This window comes from Trueperaceae bacterium (assembly GCA_031581195.1).
Lineage (GTDB): Bacteria > Deinococcota > Deinococci > Deinococcales > Trueperaceae > SLSQ01.
In genome coordinates, this window is sequence record JAVLCF010000033.1 from 1 (window position 1) to 21,553 (window position 21,553).

A 21,553-nucleotide genomic window follows, 5' to 3' on the forward strand; every position below is an offset into this window, starting at 1 on the left:
AGGAGGACCGACCGTCCCCCGCGGGCGAGGCGGACGGTGGCCTCGCACCCGGCGGCGCCCGCCCCAACGATCGCGACGTCGGCCGGGCGGCGGTCGCCCGGCCGGGGGGCGGGGTGGGTCACTCCTTCAGCGTGCCGAACGGTTGCGTCGCGGGCGCCCGCCCGGGGCGCGACAGGACGACGTGACGCCCTTCGGCGGTGCGTTGGTAGACCAGCAACCCTTCGCGCGCCCCGAGCGATTCGCTGGGGGCGTCGGCATCGATCATGACGCGCACGTGGATCGGGCGGCCGGACTGCAGCGCCCCGATCTCGAACCGTTCGCTCTCGCCCGTTCGGTAGCCGAAGAACACGTCGGGCGGGTCGCCGTCGTCGTAGATGCACGTCAGCGACTGCGCGTCCCCCGACCGATAGAGGGCGGTCGCCTCCCACGCGATCGCGCGCGCTTCGTCGTCGTCGACGAAGCGCACGTCCGGCGGTTCGGTCCCCCCGAAGAACGCGGCGGGGAAGCGCCGCGACTGGACGTAGAAGCCGTGCTCGGAGACGCGGACCTTCATGACTTCGTTGTCGAAGCGTTCGCCCTTCACCATGCTCTTGAGGTGGTGGATCGCGAGGGCGAAGCGTTCGTCGTGCCGCTCGACGAACCCCTCCCAATCGGGATCGGCGAGGGACGCGTCGGTGTTGATCTCGATGCCGGGGTACGTCACGGGGTCGCCTCCGTCGCGGCCGGGTCGACGTCGGCGACGTGGAGCGCCGCGACCCCGAAGGTCAGCGGGCGCCACGTGACGGCATCGAACCCGGCGGACTCCATGCGGGTCGCGAGCGCTTCGGGTTCGGGGAACGCCAGGGTGCTCTGCGGCAGGTAGCCGTAGGCGCCCGGGTGACCGGTCAGCAGCCCCCCGAGGACGGGAAGGATGCGGAGGAAGTACGTGCGGAACGCCGTCCCGAACGCACCGGGCGGGGGCGGCGGGAACTCGAGGACGACGAGGCGCCCCCCGGGCCGCAGGACCCGCCGGAACTCCCGGAGGCCGGCGTCGACGTCGGCGAAGTTGCGGAGCCCGAAGGCGATCGTCAGCGCATCCACGCTGGCGTCCGGAGCGTCGAGCGCCAGGCCGTCGCCGACCTCGAGCGCCACCCGCAGCCCCCGCCGGCGGGCCTTCTCGCGCCCGACGGCCAACATGTTTTCGGCGAAATCGACGCCGACGACGTTCGCCGCCGGCGCGGAGCGCGCGAGGGCGAGCGCCAGGTCCGCGGTGCCGGTCGCGACGTCGAGGACGTCGCGGGGCGCCTTGGCGAGGGCGGCGTCGACGGCGCGCCGCCGCCAGCCGCGATCCACCCCGAAACTCAGGACGGCGTTCGCGACGTCGTAGCGCGGCGCGATGGCGTCGAACATCGCGCGGACGCTGCGGCCTTTGTCGGGGTGCGGGCTCGCGGGAGGAAGGTCCGTCGTCACGCTGCATTGTCTACCACGGTCCCGGGTCCGCGACCGCCGCCCGCCCCACCGTTTCGCGCCGCCGCGCGGCCCACGCGTCGCGCGCGTCGCGCGACGCGGCGTGGGGTGGGGCGGCGGGGTGGTAGCGTCCCAGGTCCGTCCGGCGGACGTCGGGCGCGAGGAGGTCACCGTGAAATTCCGCAACGTCGCGATCGTGGCGCACGTCGACCACGGCAAAACCACGCTGGTCGACGGGATGCTCCGTCAATCGGGCACCTTCCACGAGCGCGAGGAGGTCGCCGAACGCGTCATGGATTCCGGCGACCTGGAGCGCGAACGCGGGATCACCATCCTCGCCAAGACGACGTCGGTGACGTGGCACGGGGAGGTCGTCAACGTCGTCGACACCCCCGGGCACGCCGACTTCGGTGGGGAGGTCGAACGCGCCCTCGGCATGGTCGACGCCGTCCTCGTTCTCGTCGACGCCGCGGAGGGCCCCATGCCGCAAACCCGCTTCGTGCTCGGCAAGGCGCTCGCCGCCGGCCTCCGGCCGCTGGTCGTCGTGAACAAGGTCGACCGCCGCGACGCGCGGCCGGACGCGGTGGTCGACCTGACGTTCGACCTGATGGTGGAGCTCGGCGCGAACGACGAACAGTTGGACTTCCCCGTCCTGCACGCCGTCGCGCGCGACGGGCGCGCCTGGCGCGACGGCGACCCGGAGGCGGACGACCTCACGGCGTTGTTCGAAACGATGTACGCGCACGTCCCCGTCGCCGACGGCGACCCCGACGCGCCAGCCCTCCTGCAGGTCACCAACCTCGACGGCGATCCGTACCTCGGGACGCTCGCCATCGGGCGGCTGCGGCGCGGCACGATGCGGCCCGGGGACGACCTGGTGCGCCTCGACGCCGACGGCGGGACGCACCGCGCGCGGGTCGCGAAGGTCCTCGGGCACGCCGGCCTCCGCCGCGTCGAACGCGACGTCGCCGAAGCGGGCGACATCGTCGCCCTCGCCGGGATCGACGGCATCCGCATCGGCGAGACGCTCGCCGACCCCGCCGCCCCCGAACGCCTCCCGACCCCCCGCATCGACGCGCCCACCGTCGCGATCACGCTCGGGCCGAACACGAGCCCGCTCGCCGGGCGCGACGGGCGCTACCTCACGTCCCGACACCTCGGCGAACGCCTCGAGCGCGAGGTCGCGACGAACGTCGCGCTCCGCGTCGAGGAGGCCGGCGGCGAGTCGTACCGCGTGTCGGGCCGCGGGGAACTTCATTTGTCGATCCTGCTCGAGGAGATGCGCCGCGAGGGCTACGAGTTCACGGTGTCGCGCCCCGAGGTGATCGAACGCGAAACCGACGGCGTGCGCGAAGAACCGTTCGAGCGGGTGGTCGTCGACCTGCCCGTCGGGTCGCTCGGCGCGGTCATCGAGGTGCTCGCCGCACGCAAGGGCACCCTCGCCAACCTCGAGCAGGGCGAAACGCGGGCCCGCGCGGAGTTCCGCGTACCCAGCCGCGGCCTGTTCGGCTTCCGCAGTACGTTCCTCTCCCTCACCGCCGGCGAAGGCCTCCTGAGTCACGTCTTCGACGGCTACGAGCCGCACGTCGGCCCCATCGCCACCCGCCCCCACGGCTCGCTCGTGGCGATGGAGCCGGGCGAGGCGTTCGCCTACTCGCTGTTCAAACTGCAGGACCGCGGCACCTTCTTCGTCGGGCCCGGCACCGAGGTGTACGTCGGGATGGTCCTCGGGGCGCACGCGCGGGCGGGCGACATGGAGATCAACGTCACGAAGAACAAGAAACTCACGAACGTGCGTGCGGCGGGGAGCGACGAGAACCTGGTGCTCACGCCGCCGCGCGTCCCGACGCTCGAGGAGGCGCTCGAGTACCTCGCCGACGACGAACGCCTCGAGGTGACGCCCAAGCATCTCCGCCTCCGCAAGGCGCTCCTCGATCCGCACGCCCGCAAGCGCGCGGCGAAGGCCGCCTCGACCTGAGGCCGGCGTCAGGGGTCGGTGGCCTCGACCTCGATCGGTTCGAACGGCGCCACCTGCTTCGCGCGGACGCGCCCCTCGCGCACCAGCTCGAGGAACGCCGCGAACGTGATGGTGCGTTCCGCCCACGTGGCGTTGCGCCCGAGCGCCGACAGCACCCCCCGGCGGACGCGGGCGAGGGCGTCGCGCAACGCCCGACCGGCCGTCTCGAGCGTCAAGCGCTCGAACGCCAGGTCGACGCCGCGTCCGGGACGCAGCGACGCCGCCACCTGCGCCAGGCGCCCGGCGTCGGCCCGGTGCGGGCGGCGTCGCCGCGGCACCTCCGGGCGTGGCGTCGACGCCGGAACGACCGCCGCCCGCGCGTACCGGCGCGTCCGCAGGAAATCGATGGCCGCCTCGAGGTCCTCGAGCAACGCCACCGCCTCCAACGCCTCCTCGACCTCCGCGGCGTCGTCCTCCGCGTCGGCGTCGGCGTCGCGTGGGGGGCGCGGGAGGCTCAAGCGCAACTTCAGTTCCAGTACGCGGGCCAGGGCCGGGAGGGCGGTGGAGGCGTGCTCGAGATCGCGGTCGGCGGCCTCGTGGAACCAGGCCAACGCGTCGCGCACCAGGTCCGCCAAGCGCAGGTCGCGCGGCGCGACGGTGCCGCTGCGGAGCGCGTACGCCAAGCCTCCGAGGTCGCCGTGGTAGGCGGGTTGGTCGACGACGAACCCGTCGCCCGGGTCCGACCTCACGTCCAGAACGGGTCGTCGCCCGCCTCGTCCAGGTGCCGGGTGTCGTTGACGCGCTCGACGACGTAGGCGCCGTCGCGCACCAGGATGCGCGTGACGCTGCTGTGCCGCACGAAGATGCGTTTCCGCCAGCGGGGGCGTTCGATGCCGAGCACGTGCGCCAGCAGCATCTGGATGGCGCCGCTGTGCGTGACCGCCACGACGTGCGCCGCGTCGTCCGGGAGCGCCTCCAACCACGCCGTGACGCGCGCGCGCACGTCCGCGTACGATTCGCCGCCGGGCGCCCCCCGCGCGTAGGGGTCCTCCGCCCACGCCGGCCACGCGGCGAGGGCGGCGTTCTCCTCCGCGGTGCGGCCCTCGAACGCCCCGAAGTGGATCTCCATGAGGCGCGCGTCGTGCTGCACGTGGGCGTCGGGAAACGCGATCGCGGCGGTGTCCGCCGCCCGCGCGAGCGGGCTGGCGACCACCCGGTCGGGGGCGGGGAGGCCGGCGACGCGGGCGGCGAGGCGTTCCGCCTGCCGCCGTCCCGCCGGCGAGAGCGGCACGTCGGATTGGCCCTGGAAGCGACCGGTTTCGTTCCATTCGGTGAGGCCGTGACGGATCAACGTGAGGGCCCGCTGCACGCGCGCAAGGTACCACGCCCCCGCGGGCGCGGCCGCCCCGAGCGGGTCCGTGCTAGCGTCGATGCATGACGTCCGCCGCCGCACCCCCCGTCCGTCACGCCTTCGTCACCGGCGCCAGCAAGGGCATCGGTCGCGCCATCGCCGAACGCATCGCCGCCGCCGGCGGCGACGTCGCGATCACCGCCCGCGACGCCGGCGCCCTCGCCGACGTCGCGCAGGCCCTCGACGCCGCCCACCCCGGCCGGGTGGTGGGCCTCCCCTGCGACGTGCGCGACGAAGCGGCGGTGCACGACGCCGTCCGGCACGCCACGGACCTGTTCGGGGGCCTCGACCTCGTCGTCGCGAACGCCGGCGTCGGCCGCTTCGCGTCCGTCCCGGACCTGACGAGCGAGGACTGGCACGCCGTGATCGACACGAACCTCACCGGCGTCTTCCACACCGCCCAAGCGACCCTCCCGGCGCTGGAGGCGTCGGAGGGGCTGTTGGTGACGATCGGGTCGCTGGCCGGCGCGAACTTCTTCGCGGGTGGCGCCGCCTACAACGCCAGCAAGTTCGGCCTGCTGGGCTTCACGCAGGCGCTGATGCTCGACGTGCGCGACCGCGGGGTGCGCGTCTCGACGATCATGCCCGGCTCCGTCGCGACGCCCTTCTCGGGGCGCGAACCGACCGACGCCGACGCGTGGAAGATCCAGCCCGAGGACGTCGCGACGCTCGTGATGGACCTCGCGACGATGCCTGCGCGGACCCTCCCGTCGCGCATCGAGGTGCGGCCCTCGCGGCCCCCGAAACGCTGACGTGAAGCCCTACCGCTGGGTCCGCCCGGCGTTGTTCCGGATGCCGCCCGAAACGGCGCACGGCGTGACGTTGCGCGCCCTGCGCGTCGCGTCGCGCGTCACGCCCGGGGTGCGGGCCGCGCGCCGCCTCACGGCCCCGAACGACGCTCGGCAACGCGTCGACGCGTTCGGGGTGACGTTCGACGGGCCGCTCGGTCTCGCCGCCGGCATGGACAAGGACGCCGACGCGCTGCCCGCCTGGGCCGCGATGGGGCTCGGGCACGTCGAGCTCGGCACCGTCACGCCGGAACCGCAACCGGGCAACCCGAAACCGCGCGCGACGCGCCTCCCCGACGACGCCGCCACCGTCAACGCCATGGGCTTCCCGAGCCTCGGGGCGGACGCCGTCGCCCGCCGGCTCGAGGCGCTGCACGCCGCGGGCCGCTGGCCCGACGCCCGGGTCGGCGTGAACCTCGGCAAGAACCGCGCGACGCCGCTCGAGGACGCCGCGGACGACTACCGCCGCGTCGCAAAGACGATGCGCGCGTACGCCGACTTCCTCGTCGTGAACGTCTCCTCCCCCAACACGCCGGGGCTCCGCGACCTGCAGGAGGCGGATGCGCTCGAGCGCATCCTGGACGCCACCACGGCCGCCGCGGAACCGCGTCCGGTGCTCGTGAAACTGGCGCCGGACCTGCCCGACGCCGCCCTCGCCGACCTGGCGACCCGCCTCGAAGCGCGGGGCGTCGCCGGCCTCGTCGCGGTCAACACGACGATCGCGCGGAGCGGCCTCCGGCGCGACCCGGGCGTCGCCGGCGGCCTCTCGGGCCGACCGCTGGCGCCGCGAGCGCGCGAGGTGCTCGCGGTGCTCCGCGCCGCGACCGACCTGCCGATCGTGTCGGTCGGCGGCATCGACGGGCCGGAGGAGGCCCTCGCCCGCCTCGAGGCGGGCGCCGACCTGCTGCAGCTCTACACGGGCTTGATCTACGAAGGACCGGGCCTCCCGCGCGCCATTCACGCGGCCCTGAAGGCGCGCCTCGACGCGACCGGCGCGCCCTCGCTGCGGGCGTTGCGGACGGCGCGCCCGGAGGCCTGAGGGGCGCTCAGTCGGTCTCGGCCGGCTCCGCGGGCGCGTCCTCGCGGTCGCGGCCGTCGGCCGCCCACGGCGCTTCGGGGAGGTGCATCCGGGCGTTCACCCAGCGCGCGAGGACGAACGCGAGGTCGGAGGCGCGGTTGAGGAAGGCGGCGACGTGGGGGTGGACGGCCACCTCCTGGCCGAGCGCGACGGTCTCGCGTTCGGCGCGCCGCAGGACGGTCCGCGCGACGTGCAGGTGCGCGGCGGCGGCGTGCCCGCCGGGCAGGATGAAGTGCTGGAGCGGCGCGACGTCGGCGTCGAACCGGTCGATCGCCCGCTCGAGGCGCGCGACGTCCGCGGCGTCGATCGGGTGCAGGTGCGCGCGGGCGGCGACCTCCTCCGGCGTCGCGAGGTCGGCGCCGACGTCGAACAGGGCGTTCTGCAGGTCGTGGAGCTGCGCGTCGAGCGCGCCGCCGTCGTCCGCGCCGCCGTCGCGCCACGCGACGCGGGCGGTCCCGAGGTGCGCGTTCGCTTCGTCGACCGATCCGATGGCGCGGATCCGGGCCGACGACTTCGCGACCCGCTCCCCCCCGAACAACGCCGTGGTGCCCCCGTCCCCGGTGCGGGTGTAGATCTTCATGCCGCGCAGGCTATCCGATGCGCGGCCCCCGCGACCGCGGGCCAGCCCGCGTTCCCCCGGCGCGCCGAAGCGCTCGGGTAGCATGCCGGCATGACCGACTGGTGGCTGCAGCCGGCCCTGCTGGGCAACGCACCGCTTCGCCTCGCCGTCGCCGCGCTCCTCTTCGTCGCATCGGGGGTGGCCCTGTCCGTCGTGCGTGGGGTCGCGGTGCGGCGCGTCACGACCTGGACCGAGCGCACGACGACGCGTCTCGACGACGTGCTCGTCGCGGTGCTCGGCAGCGTCCGTCCGGCGTTCCTGTGGCTGCTCGCCGCCTGGTTCGCGACGCGCGTGTTGACGCTCGACGCGAGCCTCGACGGCGCGCTCCGGACCGTCGCGATCCTCGTCGGCATCGTGCAGGTGGGGTGGTCGGCGAACGTCGGGCTGCAGGCCCTCGGGACGTACTACCGCGACCGCGAGGAGGTCGACGGCGGCCGCCGGACGACCATCGCCGCGTTCACGTTCCTCGGCCGCCTGCTGCTCTACGTCGTCGTGCTGTTGTTGGTGCTCGAGAACCTCGGGGTCGACATCACCGCCCTCCTGGCGGGCATCGGGATCGGCGCGGTCGCGATCGGTTTGGCGTTGCAGAACATCCTCGGGGACCTGTTCGCGTCGCTGTCGATCCTGTTCGACAAACCGTTCGAGATCGGGGATTTCGTCGTCGTCGACGACCTCTCGGGCACCATCGAGAACGTCGGGTTGCGCACCACCCGCGTGCGGGCGCTGTCCGGGGAGCAGTTGGTGTTCGCCAACGCCGACCTGCTGCAGAGCCGCATCCGCAACTACAAACGCATGCGCGAGCGCCGCGCCGTCATCGCGTTGGGCGTGACGTACGACACGCCGTCGGAACGCCTCCGGGAGCTGCCCGACGTCATTCGCGAGGTCGTCGAGGCGCAGGACGGCGTCCGCTTCGAGCGCGCCCACTTCAAGACGTTCGGACCGTCCTCGCTGGATTTCGAGGTCGTCTACTGGGTGTTGGAGCCGGACTACGCGACGTACATGGACGTCAACGAAGCGATCCACCTGGGCCTGTTCGAGGCGTTCGCGGCGCGCGGCGTCGAGTTCGCCTTCCCCACCCGCACCCTGCACCTGGTCGGGGCCGGCGGGCCCGACGCCGGGCCCGCCCCGGCCCCCGCGACGGCGGGCGACGGCGCCTAGAGCCCCCCGAGCAGGTCGCGGACCGCGCCGCGACCCGACGTCACCGCCAACGGGATGCCGCCGCCCGGGTGGACGGTGCCGCCCGCCAAGCGCAAGGCCGGCGCCCCGCGCACGCGATGCGACGGGCGGATCGTCGCGAGCAACGAGTGGGGCGCCGCCCCGTAGATCGCACCGTGCGTCGCGAGGCGCGCGAGATCGCGCGGCCCGCGGGTCGCCACCCGCCGGGCGTCCCCCGGCGCCAGCAGGCCCCGCGCGACGAGGAGACGCTCGATCCGGTCGGCGTAGGCGGCCTCGTCGACGCGCACGCCGCCCGCGAGAGCGGGCGCGTTCGCCATCACGTACCAGTTCTCCCGGCCGTCGGGCGCGTCGCTCGGCGTGCCGCGCGCACTGACCGCGACGTACAGGGTCGGGTCGTCCGGCGTGCGGCCGGCGGCGATCGCCTCGAACTCGCGCTCGTAGCGCGCCGGCATCGACAGCGTGTGCAGGGGCGCGTCCGCGTCCCGGCGGCCGACGTCGAGGAGAACCACCATGCCCGACAGGCTGGGGGGCACCGCGGGCGCCCGCCGCCCGAGGAGTCGGAGGGTGCGCCCGCGGTCCAACGTCGACACCGCGCGGCGGGCCTGCACGACGTGCACCGGGCCCGCCGGGTCGTCGGCGTCGCGCGCGTCGATCCGGACGCCACCTTCGTTCGCGGCGAGACCGACGACGTCGACGCCGGTCCGGATCTCCACCCCCAGACGGCGGGCGAGGTCCGCGTAGGCGCGCACGAGGGCCGCGACGCCGCCCTCGGGCGCGACCACGCCGAGCCCCAACTCGACCCACGCGATGTTGTGCAGCACCGCCGGCGCTCGGAACGGGTCCGCCCCGAAGTACGTCGCGAAGCGCAGGAACACGTCGCGCAGCTCCCCCGTCGCGCCGTGGTGCGCGAGCAGGTCGGGGAGGCGCGCCCAGGGGCGGGCGCGCAGGCCGTGGCGAAGGCCGTACCGCGCGAGCCGGAGCGGGCCGGGGGGGGGACCGTGCACGAAGGTGGGGGCGGCCGCCTCGTAGAAGGCGCGGGCCTCCTCGAGCAGCGTGACGTAGGCGCGCGCCTCCCGCGCGCTCAGTTGCGCGGTGGTGCGCGCGACGTCGCTCGAGAGGTCCAGCACGCGGCCCGAGGGGAACCGGTACCGCGCGAGCGGCTCCAGCGGCCGGAGGGCGACGGGGAACGTCGCCCCCGCCGCGTCGAACGGTGCGCGGAGGACGTCGGGAAGCGTCACGACGCTCGGCCCGACGTCGAAGCGCAGACCGCCGTCGCGGACCTCGCCCGCCTTCCCCCCCAGGAACGTTTCGCGCTCCAGGAGCAGCACGTCGAGGCCCTGCAGCGCCGCCTCGAGGGCGGCGGCGAGGCCGGCGAACCCCCCGCCGAGCACCACCGCGTCGCGCCGCTCGACGCCGCTCACCGGCCGACCTCCGGCCCGTAGCGGCGCCCGCGCCACACGTACCCGTCGCGCCAGGAGGCCGCCCGCAGGACGACGGCGAGGAGCGCCAGCGGCGCGAGCGGCTGCCACGCGGCCTCGAGGGGGGCGCGCCCCACCTTCGCCGCGACGCCGGCCCGGAAGGCGAGCCCGAGGAGGGCGGGGACCAGGAAGCGCGGGTCCAGCAGCGCGAGGGGCCACACCGCGAGGTAGGCGAGGCCGTTGAGGGCGACGAGCGCCGCGAGGAGGGCGGGCGACCCGGCGGCGGCGCGCACGTTCTTCGCGAAGCCGTCGACGACCGCGCCGGCGGTGCGGTACATGCGCGCCTGAATCGCCGTCCCGCCGAGCCCCAACCAGAGGCGCACGCCGTGCGCCTTCGCGCGTTGCGCCAGGCGGACGTCCTCGAGGACCTCGCCCGACAGGGCGGCGTGCCCCCCGACGCGGGCGTACGCGTCGCGCGTCCACGCCATCACCTGGCCGTTGGCGGCCGCCAACGACGCGAACGGGGTCCGCCCGACGAGCGGGTGCGGCAACCCCCCGAGCAACACCAGGTCGACCTGCGGGACCGCGATGCGTTCGAGCCACCCGACGGTGCGTTGGCGCGGCCAGACGGTCGCCAGGCCGGCCCGGTGCGCCTCGAGGTGCGCGAGGAGGGCGGCGAGCGCGCCCGGAGCCCAGGTGACGTCGGCGTCGGTGAACACGAGCACGTCGCCGGCCGCCGCGTCCGCCGCCTGCTGGCACGCCCAGTTCTTGCCCGACCACCCGGCGGGGAGCGGGGCGCCCTCCACGAGGCGGAGGGTGGGGTGATCGCGCTGGAGGCGGCGCACGACGTCGGCGGTGCCGTCGCGCGAGCGGTCGTCGACGACGATCGTCTCCTGCGCCCCCTGCGCGAGGAGGGCCGGGAGGGTCTCGGGGAGGGTGTCCGCCTCGTCGCGGGCGGGCACGAGGAGGCTGACGCGCCGCCCGTCCGGCCCGCCCCCGTGGGGCGTGGAGGCGGGGGGACGGGCGCCGTGGCGGGGTCGGCGATCCAGGCGGGGGAAGGCGACCGCGTTCACGGCGAACGTCGCGAGCTGCACCGCCAGGAAGGCGGTCGCCACGACCCAGAGGACGTCCAGCAGCGCACCGGGGGGCGTCACGTCCACCACCGTTCGAACCCGCGGGCGGCGCGGTCGGGCGACCCTCGACCCGGCGCCCAGAGCGTGAACGCGCTGGGAATCGTCTCGGGGTCGGTGGCGCGCAGGCGGGCGTCGACGTCGGCCAGTTCGGCGTTCAGGGCGTCGCGGACGGCGCCGTCCTCCGCCGCGACGGGCCCCCCGAGCGACAGGTACGCCTCGGGCCGCTGCAACCCGCGCAGCGTCACGCGGATCGCCAGCGGGTGCAGGGGGACGCCGGTCGCGCGCGCCAAGCGAGCTGCGCCCGGCTCGACGGCCTCGACCGGACCGGCGGGCCGGAGGCCCCCCTCGACGAACACGATCCCGAGCGCGCCGTCCGCCACGCGCCGCGCGAAGGTGCGCGCGTGGCGGACCGGCACGACGCCGTACGCCCCGAAGAACGGGAAGCGGTCGAACTGCGCGTCGTTCATCAACAACGCCAGCGGCCGGCCGGCCCGCCGCGCGAGGACCCACGCGAGGTAGCCGTCCCACCACGCGTGGTGGTTCGCGGCGACGAGGACGCCGGGCCCGTCCGGCGCAGACGGCGCGAGGGCGGCGACGTCGCCGCGGCCCCACGTCCCCGCCAGATCGCGGCGTAGGCTGCGCCGCACGAGCGTCGGGAGCGCCGCCTCGATGCCGAACCGGACCTGCCTCCGTACGGCGTTGCGCACGCCGCCCCAGACGCGGTCGGCGGGGGACGCCCCGCGCATCAGGTCGGCGACGGCCGACGCGCGCGAGGCGTCTCGCGCGACGCCGCCTCCCCCGCCGCCGCGACGGCGCTCATCGCGACGAACGCCGCGAGACCGGCCCACGGCAAGCCGAAGAGGACGAGCCCGAGCCCCATGAAGCCCGCCTGGCCCCAGTAGACCGCGCGGAGGATCGGCGGGCGTTCGGTGCGGAGGTCGGGCAGCAACGCGCCCAGGAGGGCGACGAGAACGAGGCCGGCGACGTACCAGCCGACGAAGTTGCTGAGGGGGATCCCGAAGTAGGCGCCCTGCTCGAAGCGCCAGAAGCCCATGTGCACCATCAGGGGATCCAGACCGACGTCCCAGGCGACGAGGGCGAGGGGCGCCCAGAACAGGCGGCCGCGGCGCGGCGCGATCGCCATCGCACCGAGCGTGAACGCCCACCACCCGAGCGGGACGAGGAGCGGCACCCCGAGGATCGCGGGGCCGGGCGCCGTGTAGGTGTAGCTCCCGAACGGCACGCCGGTCCGCTCCCCGATCGCTTCGATCAACACCCCGAACGCGAACGCGACCGCGAAGGCGGCGAGGGCGCGCACCCCGTAGCGGTGGACGGCGAAGCCGAGCAAGCCCCCGGCGAGGAGGCCGGTGGAGGTGTAGGCGAGGCCGGGGAACGCTTCGGGAACCAACGGGGTCGGGACCATCGCGATCGCCCACCCGAGCAGCGCCAACCGCCAGGCCTGCGCGCGGTCGCGCCACACCGCCTGCAGGCGGGCCTGCGCCGCCGGATCGAGCGCCATCGTGATCCCCCACGTCACCAGCAGGTTCGTCACGAGGAAGAACGTCGCCTCCTCCACCGGCAGGCCGAACGGGGCGACGCCGATCGTGAAGCGTTCGCTGATCCACCAGATCTCGAACTGGATCGCCAGCTTGTCCGCGATCCACAGCCAAGCGGTGGGCACCCCGAAGGCCGTGACGACCAGCGCGGCGCGGCGCACGAGGAAGTCCCCCCCGAACCCCCACTGGAGGGCCAACACCGGGAACGCCCACGCCACGATGAGGCCGAGGTACGTCGTGGACTCGCGGGCGAGGGCGGCCCCCCCGAGCGCGGCGATCAACAACAGGATCGCCGCGCCGGCCCAGCGGATCGTCGCTTCGGGCAGCGGCCCGTCGTACCGGCGCCACGCTCGGGCGCGCATCAACCAGAACAGGAACAGGCCGGTCCCCGCGGTCTGAATCAGGAAAAAGGCGTACTCCTCGACCGGGACCCACCCGATGGTGAACCACACGCGGCCGGGGGGGTAGCCCCACACCTCGCGGAACACGAGGTAGTTGTCCCACGGCGTCGTGTACACGAAGGCGATGGCGAGGTGCGCCAGGAGGGCGCCCCAAGCGAAGCGGTTCGTCGTGCCGGGGCCCGCGACGCGCCCGCCGCGGGCGGCGGTCCGGCGCGCCCGCCAGAACAGCAGCGCCAACCACGGCAACGTGAACACCAGGTGGAACTGCAGGTACGTCACGTCCCGAGCCCCCAGAAGCGACGGCGGTCGAGGTCCTGCAGGACCGTGCGGGCGGCGTTGCGGCCCGAGGCTCCCATGATGCCGCCCCCCGGGTGGGTGCTGGCCCCGGTCAGGTAGAGGCCCTTGACGTGCGTGCGGTACTCCGCCATGCCGAGGAACGGACGCAGGGCGAACATCTGGTCGAGGCTCATTTCGAGGTGCATGACGTTGCCGCGGAACAACCCGAGCTCGCGCTCCAGCCACTCGGGGTGCTGGAAGAGCGAGCCGACGACCGACGCCTTCGTGCCGGGCGCGTACGCCTCGAACGTGTCGAGGATCGATTCGGCGACGGCGTCCTCGACGTCCGCCCAGCGGCGGCCGCCGGCGAGGTCGTAGGGGAAGTACTGCGCCCACAACCACAACACCTCCCCGCCGGGCGGGGCGAGGGTGTCGTCCACGGCGCTGAAGCTCATCGCGACGATCGCGGGGTCGCGGGAGGGCTGGCCGGCGAGGTAGTCGCCGTACGCGGCGGCGACCTGCGCGCGGTCGCGCGCGACGAGCTGGAGCGCGACGCGGGCGTCGTCGCCGGGGTGCGCCGCGTAGCGCACCGGCGCGTCGAGGGCGAGACGGAGGACCGCCCCGAAGCCGTTGCCGACCTTCATGTGCTTCGCCCCCTCGGGACGGTGCTCCTCGGGCAGCAGCTTCGAGAAGGTCTCGAGGGCGTGCGCGCCGGCCACGACCCGCTTCGCGCGGTACGTCTGGCCGTCGGCGACGACGCCGGCGGCGCGCCCGTCCTCGACGAGGATCCGTTCGACCGGGGCGGAGGTGTGCACCTCCCCGCCGTGCGCCTCGACGTGCCGCGCGAGCGCGGCCGTCAGCTCCCCCGACCCGCCGCGCGGGCGGGCGATGCCGCCCTCGTGGTACAGCGGGTGCCACAACAGGAACGGGCTGGTCATCGGTTCGCTCGGTGGGGGGCCGGACTGCGCCGCCATCCACACGAGCGGCGCCTTGACCTTCTCTTCGCTGAAGTAGCGATCGACGACGTCGCCGTAGGGTTGCAAGATCGCCCGAAGGGCACGCTTCCAGTCGCCCTGGATCGCGTCCCCGAACACCATCTTGCGCCCCAGGTTGAGGGGGCTGGGGGTCGAGAGGAACAGGTCCTTGACGACGCGGGCGAACGGACGCCATTCGTCGAGGAACTTCACGTACGCTTCGCCCTCCCCGGGGAAGCGATCCTCGAGGTGGTCGGCGGTCGCGCGTTCGCTGCGGTGGATGAACAGGTGGTCGCCGTCGGGGAACGGCGCGAAGAACAACGGGTCGACGTCGAGGTACTCGAGGCCGTAGCGTTCGAGGCCGAGCTCCTCGACGATCGGCGTCAAGCGAATCAGGATGTGGGCGCTGCCGCCGAGGTCGAAGCGGTAGCCGGGGACGTGCTCGACGGTCGAGACGGCCCCCCCGACCACGTCGCGACGCTCGAACACGCCGACCTTGTAGCCCGCTTGCGCCAGGTAGGCCGACGCGATGAGGGCGTTGTGGCCCGAACCGATGGTCACGACGTCGTAGTCCATGGTCCCCAATCTATCGGGTCCGGCCGCGGAGCCCGTCGGCTGGGCGCCAGGCGCCGCGCGGACGTCGTCAGCGGCGCGCGGTGGCGACCGCCCACGCGGCGCGTGGGACGATCGCGAGACGCTCGGGGGTCCTCAGGTGCGCGCGGCGGGAGAGGTTGTCGTAGCGGTTGGCGCGGAGCTTCGCGAGGATCGCTTCGTAGTTCATCGCCGCGACGCCGACCGCGACGCCGGCCAGCCCATGCAGCTTCGGGATGCCGTCCCACCCCCGGCGGTAGCGCTCGGCGGCGAGGTCGGCGAACTCCTCGAGCAACGCGACGTAGCCCGCGTCGACGTCGCCGCGCCGCAACTGCGCCGGATCGACGCCGTGCACCGCCATGCGGTCGACGGGCAGGTAACACCGGCCGCGATGGAGGTCCTCGCCGACGTCGCGCAGGATGTTCGTGATCTGCATCGCTTCCCCCATCGCGACGGCGGCGTCGAGGGTCGCGTCCCCCCCGTCGTAGCCGGTGATGGGTGCGATCATGAGGCCGACGACCCCGGCGACGCGGCGGGCGTAGAGCAAAAGCTCGTCGGTGTCGGCGACGCACACGAAGCGCAGGTCGCTCTCGAAGCCGCGTTTGAGTTCGAGGAACGCGTCGCGGGGGACGTCCCAGCGGTCCACGACCCACGCGAGGGCGACCTCGGTCGGTTGGCTCGCGTCGGGCCGCGCGTCGTAGGCGCGTTCGATGCCCGCCCACCACGCCTCGAGGCGATCGCGGGCGTCGGCCGGACCGGCGGCCTCGTCGACCGCGTCGTCGCCCGCTCGGCAGGCGGCGTACACGGCGCTCACCGCCCGCCGTTTCTCGGGACCGAACACGCGCGCCCCGAGCGAGAAGGTGCTCGAGTGGCGGCGGGTCTCGGCCTCCGCGAAGCGCAGCGCCGCATCGAGCGACCAGGCGTCGCGGTCGCCGGGGTGCAGCACCGCGGGCCGGACCGAGGCCCGGTCGCGGATCACGCCCCGAAGCGGCGCTCGACGTACCGCTGGACGCGTTCGTTGAACGCCCGCGCGATCGTCGCGCCGTCCCCTTCGAGGGTCGTGACGAGCTCGCCGTCCTCGTACACCGGCGCGCGGGGCGTTTCGCCGGTCCCGGGGAGGCTGATGCCGATGTCGGCGTGCTTCGATTCGCCGGGGCCGTTGACGACGCACCCCATCACCGCGACGTTGAGGTGCTCCACGCCGGGGTACGCCTCGCGCCAGACCTCCATGCGTTCCTTGAGGTACGCGTCGATGTCGCGCGCCATCTCCTGGAACAGCGTGCTGGTGGTCCGTCCGCACCCGGGGCAGGCGGTCACCGACGGCGCGAAGCGGCGGATCCCGACCGCGGAAAGGATCTCTTGGGCGATCTCGACCTCCCGCTCCCGCGGGGCGCCGGGGTCGGGCGTGAGCGAGACGCGGATCGTGTCGCCGATCCCCTCCGCCAGGAGGGGCACCAACCCGGCGGCGGAGGCGACGGCGCCCTTGGTGCCCATCCCCGCCTCGGTCAGCCCGAGGTGCAGCGGGTAGTCGCTACGATCGGCCAGCCGGCGGTAGACGTCCCACAGGTCGGGTGCGCGGCTGATCTTGGCGCTCAGCACGATCCGGTCGTGGGCGAGCCCGACCTCCTCCGCCATCCGCGCCGACCCGAGCGCCGATTCGACCATCGCCCGCATCGTGACCTCGTGCGCGTCGACGGGGTCGTCGCTCTCGGCGTTGGCGTCCATCATGCGGGTCAACAGGGCCGCGTCGAGGCTGCCCCAGTTCACGCCGATGCGGACCGGCTTGTCGTGATGCATGGCGACCTCGACGATGCTCGCGAAGTTCTCGTCGTGGCGGGAGCCGACACCGACGTTGCCGGGGTTGATGCGGTACTTCGCGAGCGCCGCGCCGGCGTCGGGCACCGCCCGGAGAAGCTTGTGGCCGTTGAAGTGGAAGTCGCCGACGATCGGCACGTCGAGTCCGTGTTGGTCGAGCAGGTCGACGATCTCGGGCACCGCCCGCGCCGCCGCTTCGTCGTTGACGGTGACGCGCACCACGTCGCTCCCGGCGCGGTGCAGGGCCGCGACCTGCTGGACGGTGGCGTGCACGTCGGAGGTGTCGGTGTTCGTCATCGATTGCACGACGACGGGGTGGTCCGACCCCATCGACACGGAGCCGACCGGAACGGTGACGGTGCGCCTACGGGGAACGTCGTTCACGGCGTCAGCCTACCCGCCCGCGCGGGCGCGCGCGTGCGTCTCGGGTCACCGTTCCCCCGCGAGCAGGTCGAGCAGGGTCCCGCGTTGCGCGGCGTTCACCGCGAGGGCGTCCGCCCCGTGCGGCGTCGCGTCGCCCGCCCACGTTCCGAACCAGCCGCCCGCCTCGGGCAGGATCGCCGCGAACGGCGCGACGTCCCACGGCGCGATGGCGGGATCGAGCATCGCTTCGATGCGGCCCGACGCGACGAGCAGGTAGCCGTAGGCGTCGCTCCAGCCCGCCCGGTACCCGTACGCGCCGCGGACCCGCGCCCACGCCGCGCCCCGACCGAGCTCCTCGAAGCGGCCGACGTCGGTGGTCGACACCGCGGAGTGCGCGGGGTCCGCGACGTCGGAGACGGACACCCGGCGACCGTTCAGGCGCGCGCCACGCCCCTGCGCCGCGGCGAGCGTCTCCCCCAGCGCGGGGAACGACGCGACGCCGGCCACCATCACGCCGTCGCGCTCGAGGCCCACCAGGGTCGCGTACAGCGGGACGCCGCGCACGAACGCCTTCGTGCCGTCGATCGGGTCGATCCACCACCGGTAGGGCGCGCTGCCGGCCTCCTCGCCGAACTCCTCCCCGACCACGCCGTGGGTCGGGGCGCGGCGGGCGAGGGCGTCGCGGATCACGGTTTCCGCTTCGCGGTCGGCGACGGTGACGGGCGTCGCGTCCGCCTTCCAGTCGGGCCGGACGCCGGTCCGGAAGTGCCCGAGGGTGGTCCGTCCGGCGAGGTCGGCGACGTCGAGGGCGACGTCCAGCAGGGTATCGAGTTCGGCCATGGCGTCCTCCGGGGGCGGGGCGCCGGGGCGCCCGCCGAGCGCGACGCTAGCACCCCGCGGTACGCTGCGCCGCATGATCGTGACGCGCGAGCACCTCGAACGCCGCGAAGCGACGACGCTCGCCCCCTACGCCGTCCGGGCCGATGCGTCGCGCGGCCGGACGCACCCCGAGCCCGAGAGCGCCCGCCGGACGGCGTTCCAGAAGGACCGCGACCGGGTGCTGCACAGCACCGCCTTCCGGCGGCTCGAGTACAAGACGCAGGTGTTCGTCAACGCCGAGGGGGACCACTACCGCACGCGCCTCACCCACACGCTGGAGGTGGCGCAGGTCGCCACGGCGATCTGCCGGGCGCTCGGCCTGAACGAGGACCTGGCGGAGACCGTCGCGCTCGCGCACGACCTGGGGCACCCCCCGTTCGGGCACGCCGGCGAGCGGGCGCTCGACCGCCTCGCGGCGGACGACGGCGGCTTCGACCACAACCGCCAGAGCCTGCGCGTCGTGACCGAACTCGAGGCGCGCTACGACGCCTTCGCCGGCCTGAACCTGACGTGGGAGGCGCTCGAGGGCATCATGAAGCACGAGACCGATTACGACCTGCCCGACGTGCGGTGGGAGCCGGGCCGGCGCGGCAGCCTCGAGGCGCAGGTCGTGAACCTGGCGGACGAGGTGGCGTACGACGCGCACGATCTCGACGATGGCCTGCGTTCGGGCCTCCTGGCGCCCGACGAGGTGGTGGAGGTCCCCTGGATCGCGGCGCTGCTGGACGAACTGGGGCTCGAGATGGACGCCCTACGGGGGCACGGGCGCGCGGCGTTGATCCGCGAGGTGCTCGGCCGAAGCATCGACGACGTCGTCGAGGCGACCGACGCCGCGGTGCGCGCGGCGGGCGTCGCGTCGCCCGACGAGGTGCGCGACGCGGGCGTGGTGTTGGCGACGGCGTCGGAGCCCATGGCGGCCGCGCACGCGGAGTTGAAGGCGTTCCTGTACGCGCGGCTCTACCGCCACCACCGGCAGTTGCGCATGGGCCGCAAGGCGGACCGGGTGCTGAGCGAGATCTTCGAGGCGTACGTCGCGGAACCCTCGATGCTGCCGCCCGCCTGGCGGGCGGCGGCGGAGGCGCGCGGGGTCGTGCGGGCGGTCACCGATTACGTCGCCGGCTTCACCGACCGCTTCGCGGGCGACGAGTACCGCCGGTTGTTCGATCCCGGTCGCCTCACGTAGGGCCGACCGGCGGACGCCGCGACGGCGTGGTCAGAACCCGTCCGCGTCGGCGCGCGCGACGGCGATCAGGTCGCCGGCATCCGCGTCGCGGAACCACACCGCCTCCGCCTCCACCCCCAGCACCCGCGCGAGCACCCACGGGTGCGTCACCACCGTCGAGGTGATCGCGCCCTCCGGCGGTTCGCGCAGGCGGAGGTCGACGAACAGGTCGCGACCTTCGCGGGTGACGTCGACCACCTGGACGTCGTAGCCGCTGCTCGGTCGCGACGCGAGCCGGACGGCGAACCAGGTTTCCCGGTCGAACCGGGCGTCGGGGGTCGGTGGGGGGTCGAGCGTCGGGGCCTGCAGCTCCGCCCACAGCGAACGCAGCGCGTCGCGGTCCTCGACGAGGCGGTACGTGTCGCGCTCGACCGGCGCGGCCTGGCGTCCGTCGGCGACGACGTCGTACAACAGCGCTTCGCTGGACGGTCGGTAGCGCGCGGCGTCCACCCGCACGTCGCGCTGCACGTAGAGCAGCGTGTGGAGGTACTCGTCGAGACCGCCCGGCGCGTCGGGCCCGAACGCGGGTGCGCGGCCGGCCGCCGCCTCGAACGCGGTGGGCGACACGACCGCGACGGCGAGCGGTTCGCCGTCCGCGGCGAGGCCGCGCGCGACGGCGTCCGCTTCGGCGGGCGTGAGGGCGCCGTCCCCCTGGAGGGGGCGGGCGACGGGGGTGGGGACGACGCGGCGGGCGTCGCCGGCCGCGACGTCGCCGGGCACCGCGAACCACCGTGCGCCGTCGAAGTAGTAGGCGGCCTCGAGCGGGGCGGCGGCGCGCACGTCGAGATCGGTGGTCAGGGGGATCCGGGCGACGGTGACGGGGGCCGCCTCGACGTCGTCGGCCGGGCGCACCTCGCGCAGGAAGGGGGCGTCGTCCACCGTCCGGGCGGCCGCGACGGCGAACGGCGCGGCGGCGTCGGTGTCCGCGTCGGCGACGAGCGGCCCGAGCGTTCGGTCCTCCCCACCGAGGCGGAGGGTGTCGGCGGAGCCGTAGACGTAGCGGACGCGCACCTCCTCGTCGCCGTCGACGAGGGCGACGTCGTGCACGATGCGGGACCCGACCGGGTCGCAGGCGACGGCGGTGAGCGCGAAGGCGACCAGCAGCGCGGTGAGGGGGGCGCGGGCGGCGAACGTCGTCAACGGAGACCTCCTGCGCGGAGCGTAGCACCCCCTCCCGCGCCGGGCGGTGGTGCCGGGCAGGCCGCGCCCGCGACGCCGTGGACGGGCGGACGTCGGCGGCGGCGCGGGGGGTTGCTAGACTCGTGGGATGAACGCATTCGGGCGGGTGTTGGTCGTCTCCGCATCGATCGGGGGTGGGCACGTCGCCGCCGGCCGGGCGCTGGAGGCCGCCTTCGGGGAGGCGGGCGTCCCCGCCCGCCACGTCGACCTGCTCGATTACACGTCGGCGCCGTTCCGGACGATCTACCGCCGCAGCTACTTCGACCTGGTGCGTACCGCGCCGGAGATGGTCGAGTTCCTCGGGCGCCGCCTCGACCGCAGCCCCAGCGAACTGCCCGCCCGCGCTCGGCGGGTGGGGCGGCGCCTGGCGCGCCTCGCGTCGTACCAACTGCCGCGCTGGGTGGACGCGTACCATCCCGACCTCGTCGTCCACACGCACTTCCTGTCGACCGGCGTGCTGGGGCCCCGCCGTGCCGGCGCGGTGCCGCAGGCGGTCGTCGTCACGGACTACGGTGCGCACGCCCTGTGGCTGGCGCCCGACGTCGCGCGGTACTTCGTCGCCGCTGAGGAGGTCGCGGTGCACCTCCGCGCCAGCGGCGTGGACGGGGACCGGGTCGCCGTGACCGGCATCCCCGTCGACCCGCGCTTCGCGCGCCTCGAGACGCGGGGGGCGGCGCGCGCCCGGCTGGGGTTGGCGCCCGACGCGAGCGTCGTGCTGCTGTCGCTGTCCGGCCTCGACGGCGCGACCGCCGCGCGCGTCCTGGAGGAGGTCCGGCGGACCCCGTGGCCGCTGCACGTGCAGGCGATCTGCGGACGGTCGAGCGAGCTGTTGGAGGTCGCGGCGGCCGCCGCCGCGGAGCCGTCGGACCTGGTGCGGATCGATGCGTTCGGGATGCGTCCCGACGTCCCGACGCTGATGGCGGCAGCCGACCTGGTGGCCGGCAAACCGGGCGGCCTCACCGTCGCCGAGGCGCTGGCGGCGGGCCGCCCCTTCGCGGTGATCGATCCCTACCCGCTGCAGGAGGAGGCCAACGCGACGTTCCTGCTGGAGCACGGGGCGGGCCTCCGCATCGAGCCGTTGACGACGCTTCCGCACAAGCTGGGGACGCTCTTCGCGGACGCGGCCCGCTTCGCGGCGATGCGCGACGCGGCGCGGGCGGTGGGGCGCCCCCAGGCCGCCCGCGACGTCGTCGCCGGCGCCCTGGCGCTGGCGACGCGCGACGGCGGGGCGTGAGGCGCGCCGCCGCCCGAGCGGTACGCGTCGCCCTCGT

The 21,553-nt window shown here is 74.6% G+C and carries 20 protein-coding genes; 6 read left to right on the forward strand and 14 right to left on the reverse strand.

The features are described 5' to 3' along the window. Nucleotides 1-118: 118 nt before the first annotated feature. Together RI554_04620 and ubiE are read right to left on the reverse strand one after the other, a co-directional pair. Nucleotides 119-703 (reverse strand): hypothetical protein, encoded by a 585-nt coding sequence (locus tag RI554_04620; protein ID MDR9391294.1) that lies wholly within the window; start codon nucleotides 701-703, stop codon nucleotides 119-121. Then, on the reverse strand, nucleotides 700-1,449 hold the full coding sequence (gene ubiE / locus RI554_04625) for a bifunctional demethylmenaquinone methyltransferase/2-methoxy-6-polyprenyl-1,4-benzoquinol methylase UbiE (protein MDR9391295.1): 750 nt from the start codon (nucleotides 1,447-1,449) through the stop codon (nucleotides 700-702). Before ubiE ends, RI554_04620 begins: the two co-directional genes overlap by 4 nt. A 169-nt stretch (nucleotides 1,450-1,618) precedes the next feature. Between ubiE and typA the strand changes: the two genes are divergently transcribed. After that, nucleotides 1,619-3,424 carry a translational GTPase TypA gene (typA, locus tag RI554_04630; GenBank protein ID MDR9391296.1) on the forward strand — a complete coding sequence of 602 codons (1,806 nt, stop codon included), beginning with the start codon at nucleotides 1,619-1,621 and terminating at the stop codon, nucleotides 3,422-3,424. Between the two features lie 8 nt (nucleotides 3,425-3,432). On the opposite strand, the gene RI554_04635 is transcribed toward typA, so the two are convergent. Beyond that, on the reverse strand, nucleotides 3,433-4,152 hold the full coding sequence (locus tag RI554_04635) for a hypothetical protein (GenBank protein ID MDR9391297.1): 720 nt from the start codon (nucleotides 4,150-4,152) through the stop codon (nucleotides 3,433-3,435). Next, the gene (locus RI554_04640; GenBank protein ID MDR9391298.1) at nucleotides 4,149-4,772 is read right to left on the reverse strand and encodes a histidine phosphatase family protein; all 624 of its coding nucleotides are present in this window, start codon (nucleotides 4,770-4,772) and stop codon (nucleotides 4,149-4,151) included. Before RI554_04640 ends, RI554_04635 begins: the two co-directional genes overlap by 4 nt. Nucleotides 4,773-4,837: 65 nt before the next feature. On the opposite strand from RI554_04640, the gene RI554_04645 reads away from it, so the two are divergent. After that, complete coding sequence (locus tag RI554_04645; GenBank protein ID MDR9391299.1) at nucleotides 4,838-5,566, forward strand: SDR family oxidoreductase; 729 nt, start codon at nucleotides 4,838-4,840, stop codon at nucleotides 5,564-5,566. A 1-nt stretch (nucleotide 5,567) separates the two neighbouring features. Next, a complete protein-coding gene (locus RI554_04650; protein ID MDR9391300.1) occupies nucleotides 5,568-6,641 on the forward strand; it encodes a quinone-dependent dihydroorotate dehydrogenase in 1,074 nt (357 codons plus the stop codon). A gap of 7 nt (nucleotides 6,642-6,648) precedes the next feature. Here the strand turns inward: RI554_04650 and RI554_04655 are convergent, their stop codons facing one another. Beyond that, complete coding sequence (locus tag RI554_04655; protein MDR9391301.1) at nucleotides 6,649-7,260, reverse strand: cob(I)yrinic acid a,c-diamide adenosyltransferase; 612 nt, start codon at nucleotides 7,258-7,260, stop codon at nucleotides 6,649-6,651. 90 nt (nucleotides 7,261-7,350) lie between these two features. Here RI554_04655 and RI554_04660 point away from each other — a divergent pair, with 90 nt between their 5' ends. Beyond that, nucleotides 7,351-8,457, forward strand: a complete 1,107-nt coding sequence (locus RI554_04660) for a mechanosensitive ion channel family protein (GenBank protein MDR9391302.1) — start codon at nucleotides 7,351-7,353, stop codon at nucleotides 8,455-8,457. Here the strand turns inward: RI554_04660 and RI554_04665 are convergent. The 8 genes from RI554_04665 to RI554_04700 form a co-directional block, all read right to left on the reverse strand. Further along, nucleotides 8,454-9,896, reverse strand: a complete 1,443-nt coding sequence (locus RI554_04665) for an FAD-dependent oxidoreductase (GenBank protein MDR9391303.1) — start codon at nucleotides 9,894-9,896, stop codon at nucleotides 8,454-8,456. The two genes, RI554_04660 and RI554_04665, sit on opposite strands and share 4 nt — an antisense overlap. Further along, a complete protein-coding gene (locus RI554_04670) occupies nucleotides 9,893-11,047 on the reverse strand; it encodes a glycosyltransferase family 2 protein (GenBank protein ID MDR9391304.1) in 1,155 nt (384 codons plus the stop codon). Before RI554_04670 ends, RI554_04665 begins: the two co-directional genes overlap by 4 nt. Continuing rightward, nucleotides 11,044-11,772, reverse strand: coding sequence for a 1-acyl-sn-glycerol-3-phosphate acyltransferase (locus tag RI554_04675; protein MDR9391305.1), 729 nt, complete (start codon nucleotides 11,770-11,772; stop codon nucleotides 11,044-11,046). Before RI554_04675 ends, RI554_04670 begins: the two co-directional genes overlap by 4 nt. Beyond that, nucleotides 11,772-13,262, reverse strand: a complete 1,491-nt coding sequence (locus tag RI554_04680) for a carotenoid biosynthesis protein (GenBank protein MDR9391306.1) — start codon at nucleotides 13,260-13,262, stop codon at nucleotides 11,772-11,774. The genes RI554_04675 and RI554_04680 overlap by 1 nt, the downstream gene beginning before the upstream one ends. Then, nucleotides 13,259-14,809 (reverse strand): NAD(P)/FAD-dependent oxidoreductase, encoded by a 1,551-nt coding sequence (locus RI554_04685; protein ID MDR9391307.1) that lies wholly within the window; start codon nucleotides 14,807-14,809, stop codon nucleotides 13,259-13,261. Before RI554_04685 ends, RI554_04680 begins: the two co-directional genes overlap by 4 nt. Before the next feature lie 67 nt (nucleotides 14,810-14,876). Then, a complete protein-coding gene (locus RI554_04690) occupies nucleotides 14,877-15,803 on the reverse strand; it encodes a phytoene/squalene synthase family protein (GenBank protein ID MDR9391308.1) in 927 nt (308 codons plus the stop codon). Then, entirely contained in the window at nucleotides 15,800-17,023 is a 1,224-nt protein-coding gene (ispG, locus tag RI554_04695) for a flavodoxin-dependent (E)-4-hydroxy-3-methylbut-2-enyl-diphosphate synthase (GenBank protein ID MDR9391309.1), read from the reverse strand. The genes RI554_04690 and ispG overlap by 4 nt, the downstream gene beginning before the upstream one ends. A gap of 45 nt (nucleotides 17,024-17,068) precedes the next feature. After that, nucleotides 17,069-17,842 (reverse strand): inositol monophosphatase family protein, encoded by a 774-nt coding sequence (locus RI554_04700; GenBank protein MDR9391310.1) that lies wholly within the window; start codon nucleotides 17,840-17,842, stop codon nucleotides 17,069-17,071. Between the two features lie 73 nt (nucleotides 17,843-17,915). Here RI554_04700 and RI554_04705 point away from each other — a divergent pair, with 73 nt between their 5' ends. Continuing rightward, the gene (locus RI554_04705) at nucleotides 17,916-19,064 is read left to right on the forward strand and encodes a deoxyguanosinetriphosphate triphosphohydrolase (protein MDR9391311.1); all 1,149 of its coding nucleotides are present in this window, start codon (nucleotides 17,916-17,918) and stop codon (nucleotides 19,062-19,064) included. 30 nt (nucleotides 19,065-19,094) lie between these two features. Here RI554_04705 and RI554_04710 read toward each other — a convergent pair whose 3' ends face one another. Beyond that, complete coding sequence (locus RI554_04710; protein MDR9391312.1) at nucleotides 19,095-20,243, reverse strand: protease complex subunit PrcB family protein; 1,149 nt, start codon at nucleotides 20,241-20,243, stop codon at nucleotides 19,095-19,097. A 127-nt stretch (nucleotides 20,244-20,370) separates the two neighbouring features. Here RI554_04710 and RI554_04715 point away from each other — a divergent pair, with 127 nt between their 5' ends. Continuing rightward, on the forward strand, nucleotides 20,371-21,516 hold the full coding sequence (locus tag RI554_04715) for a glycosyltransferase (protein MDR9391313.1): 1,146 nt from the start codon (nucleotides 20,371-20,373) through the stop codon (nucleotides 21,514-21,516). Nucleotides 21,517-21,553: the final 37 nt, after the last annotated feature.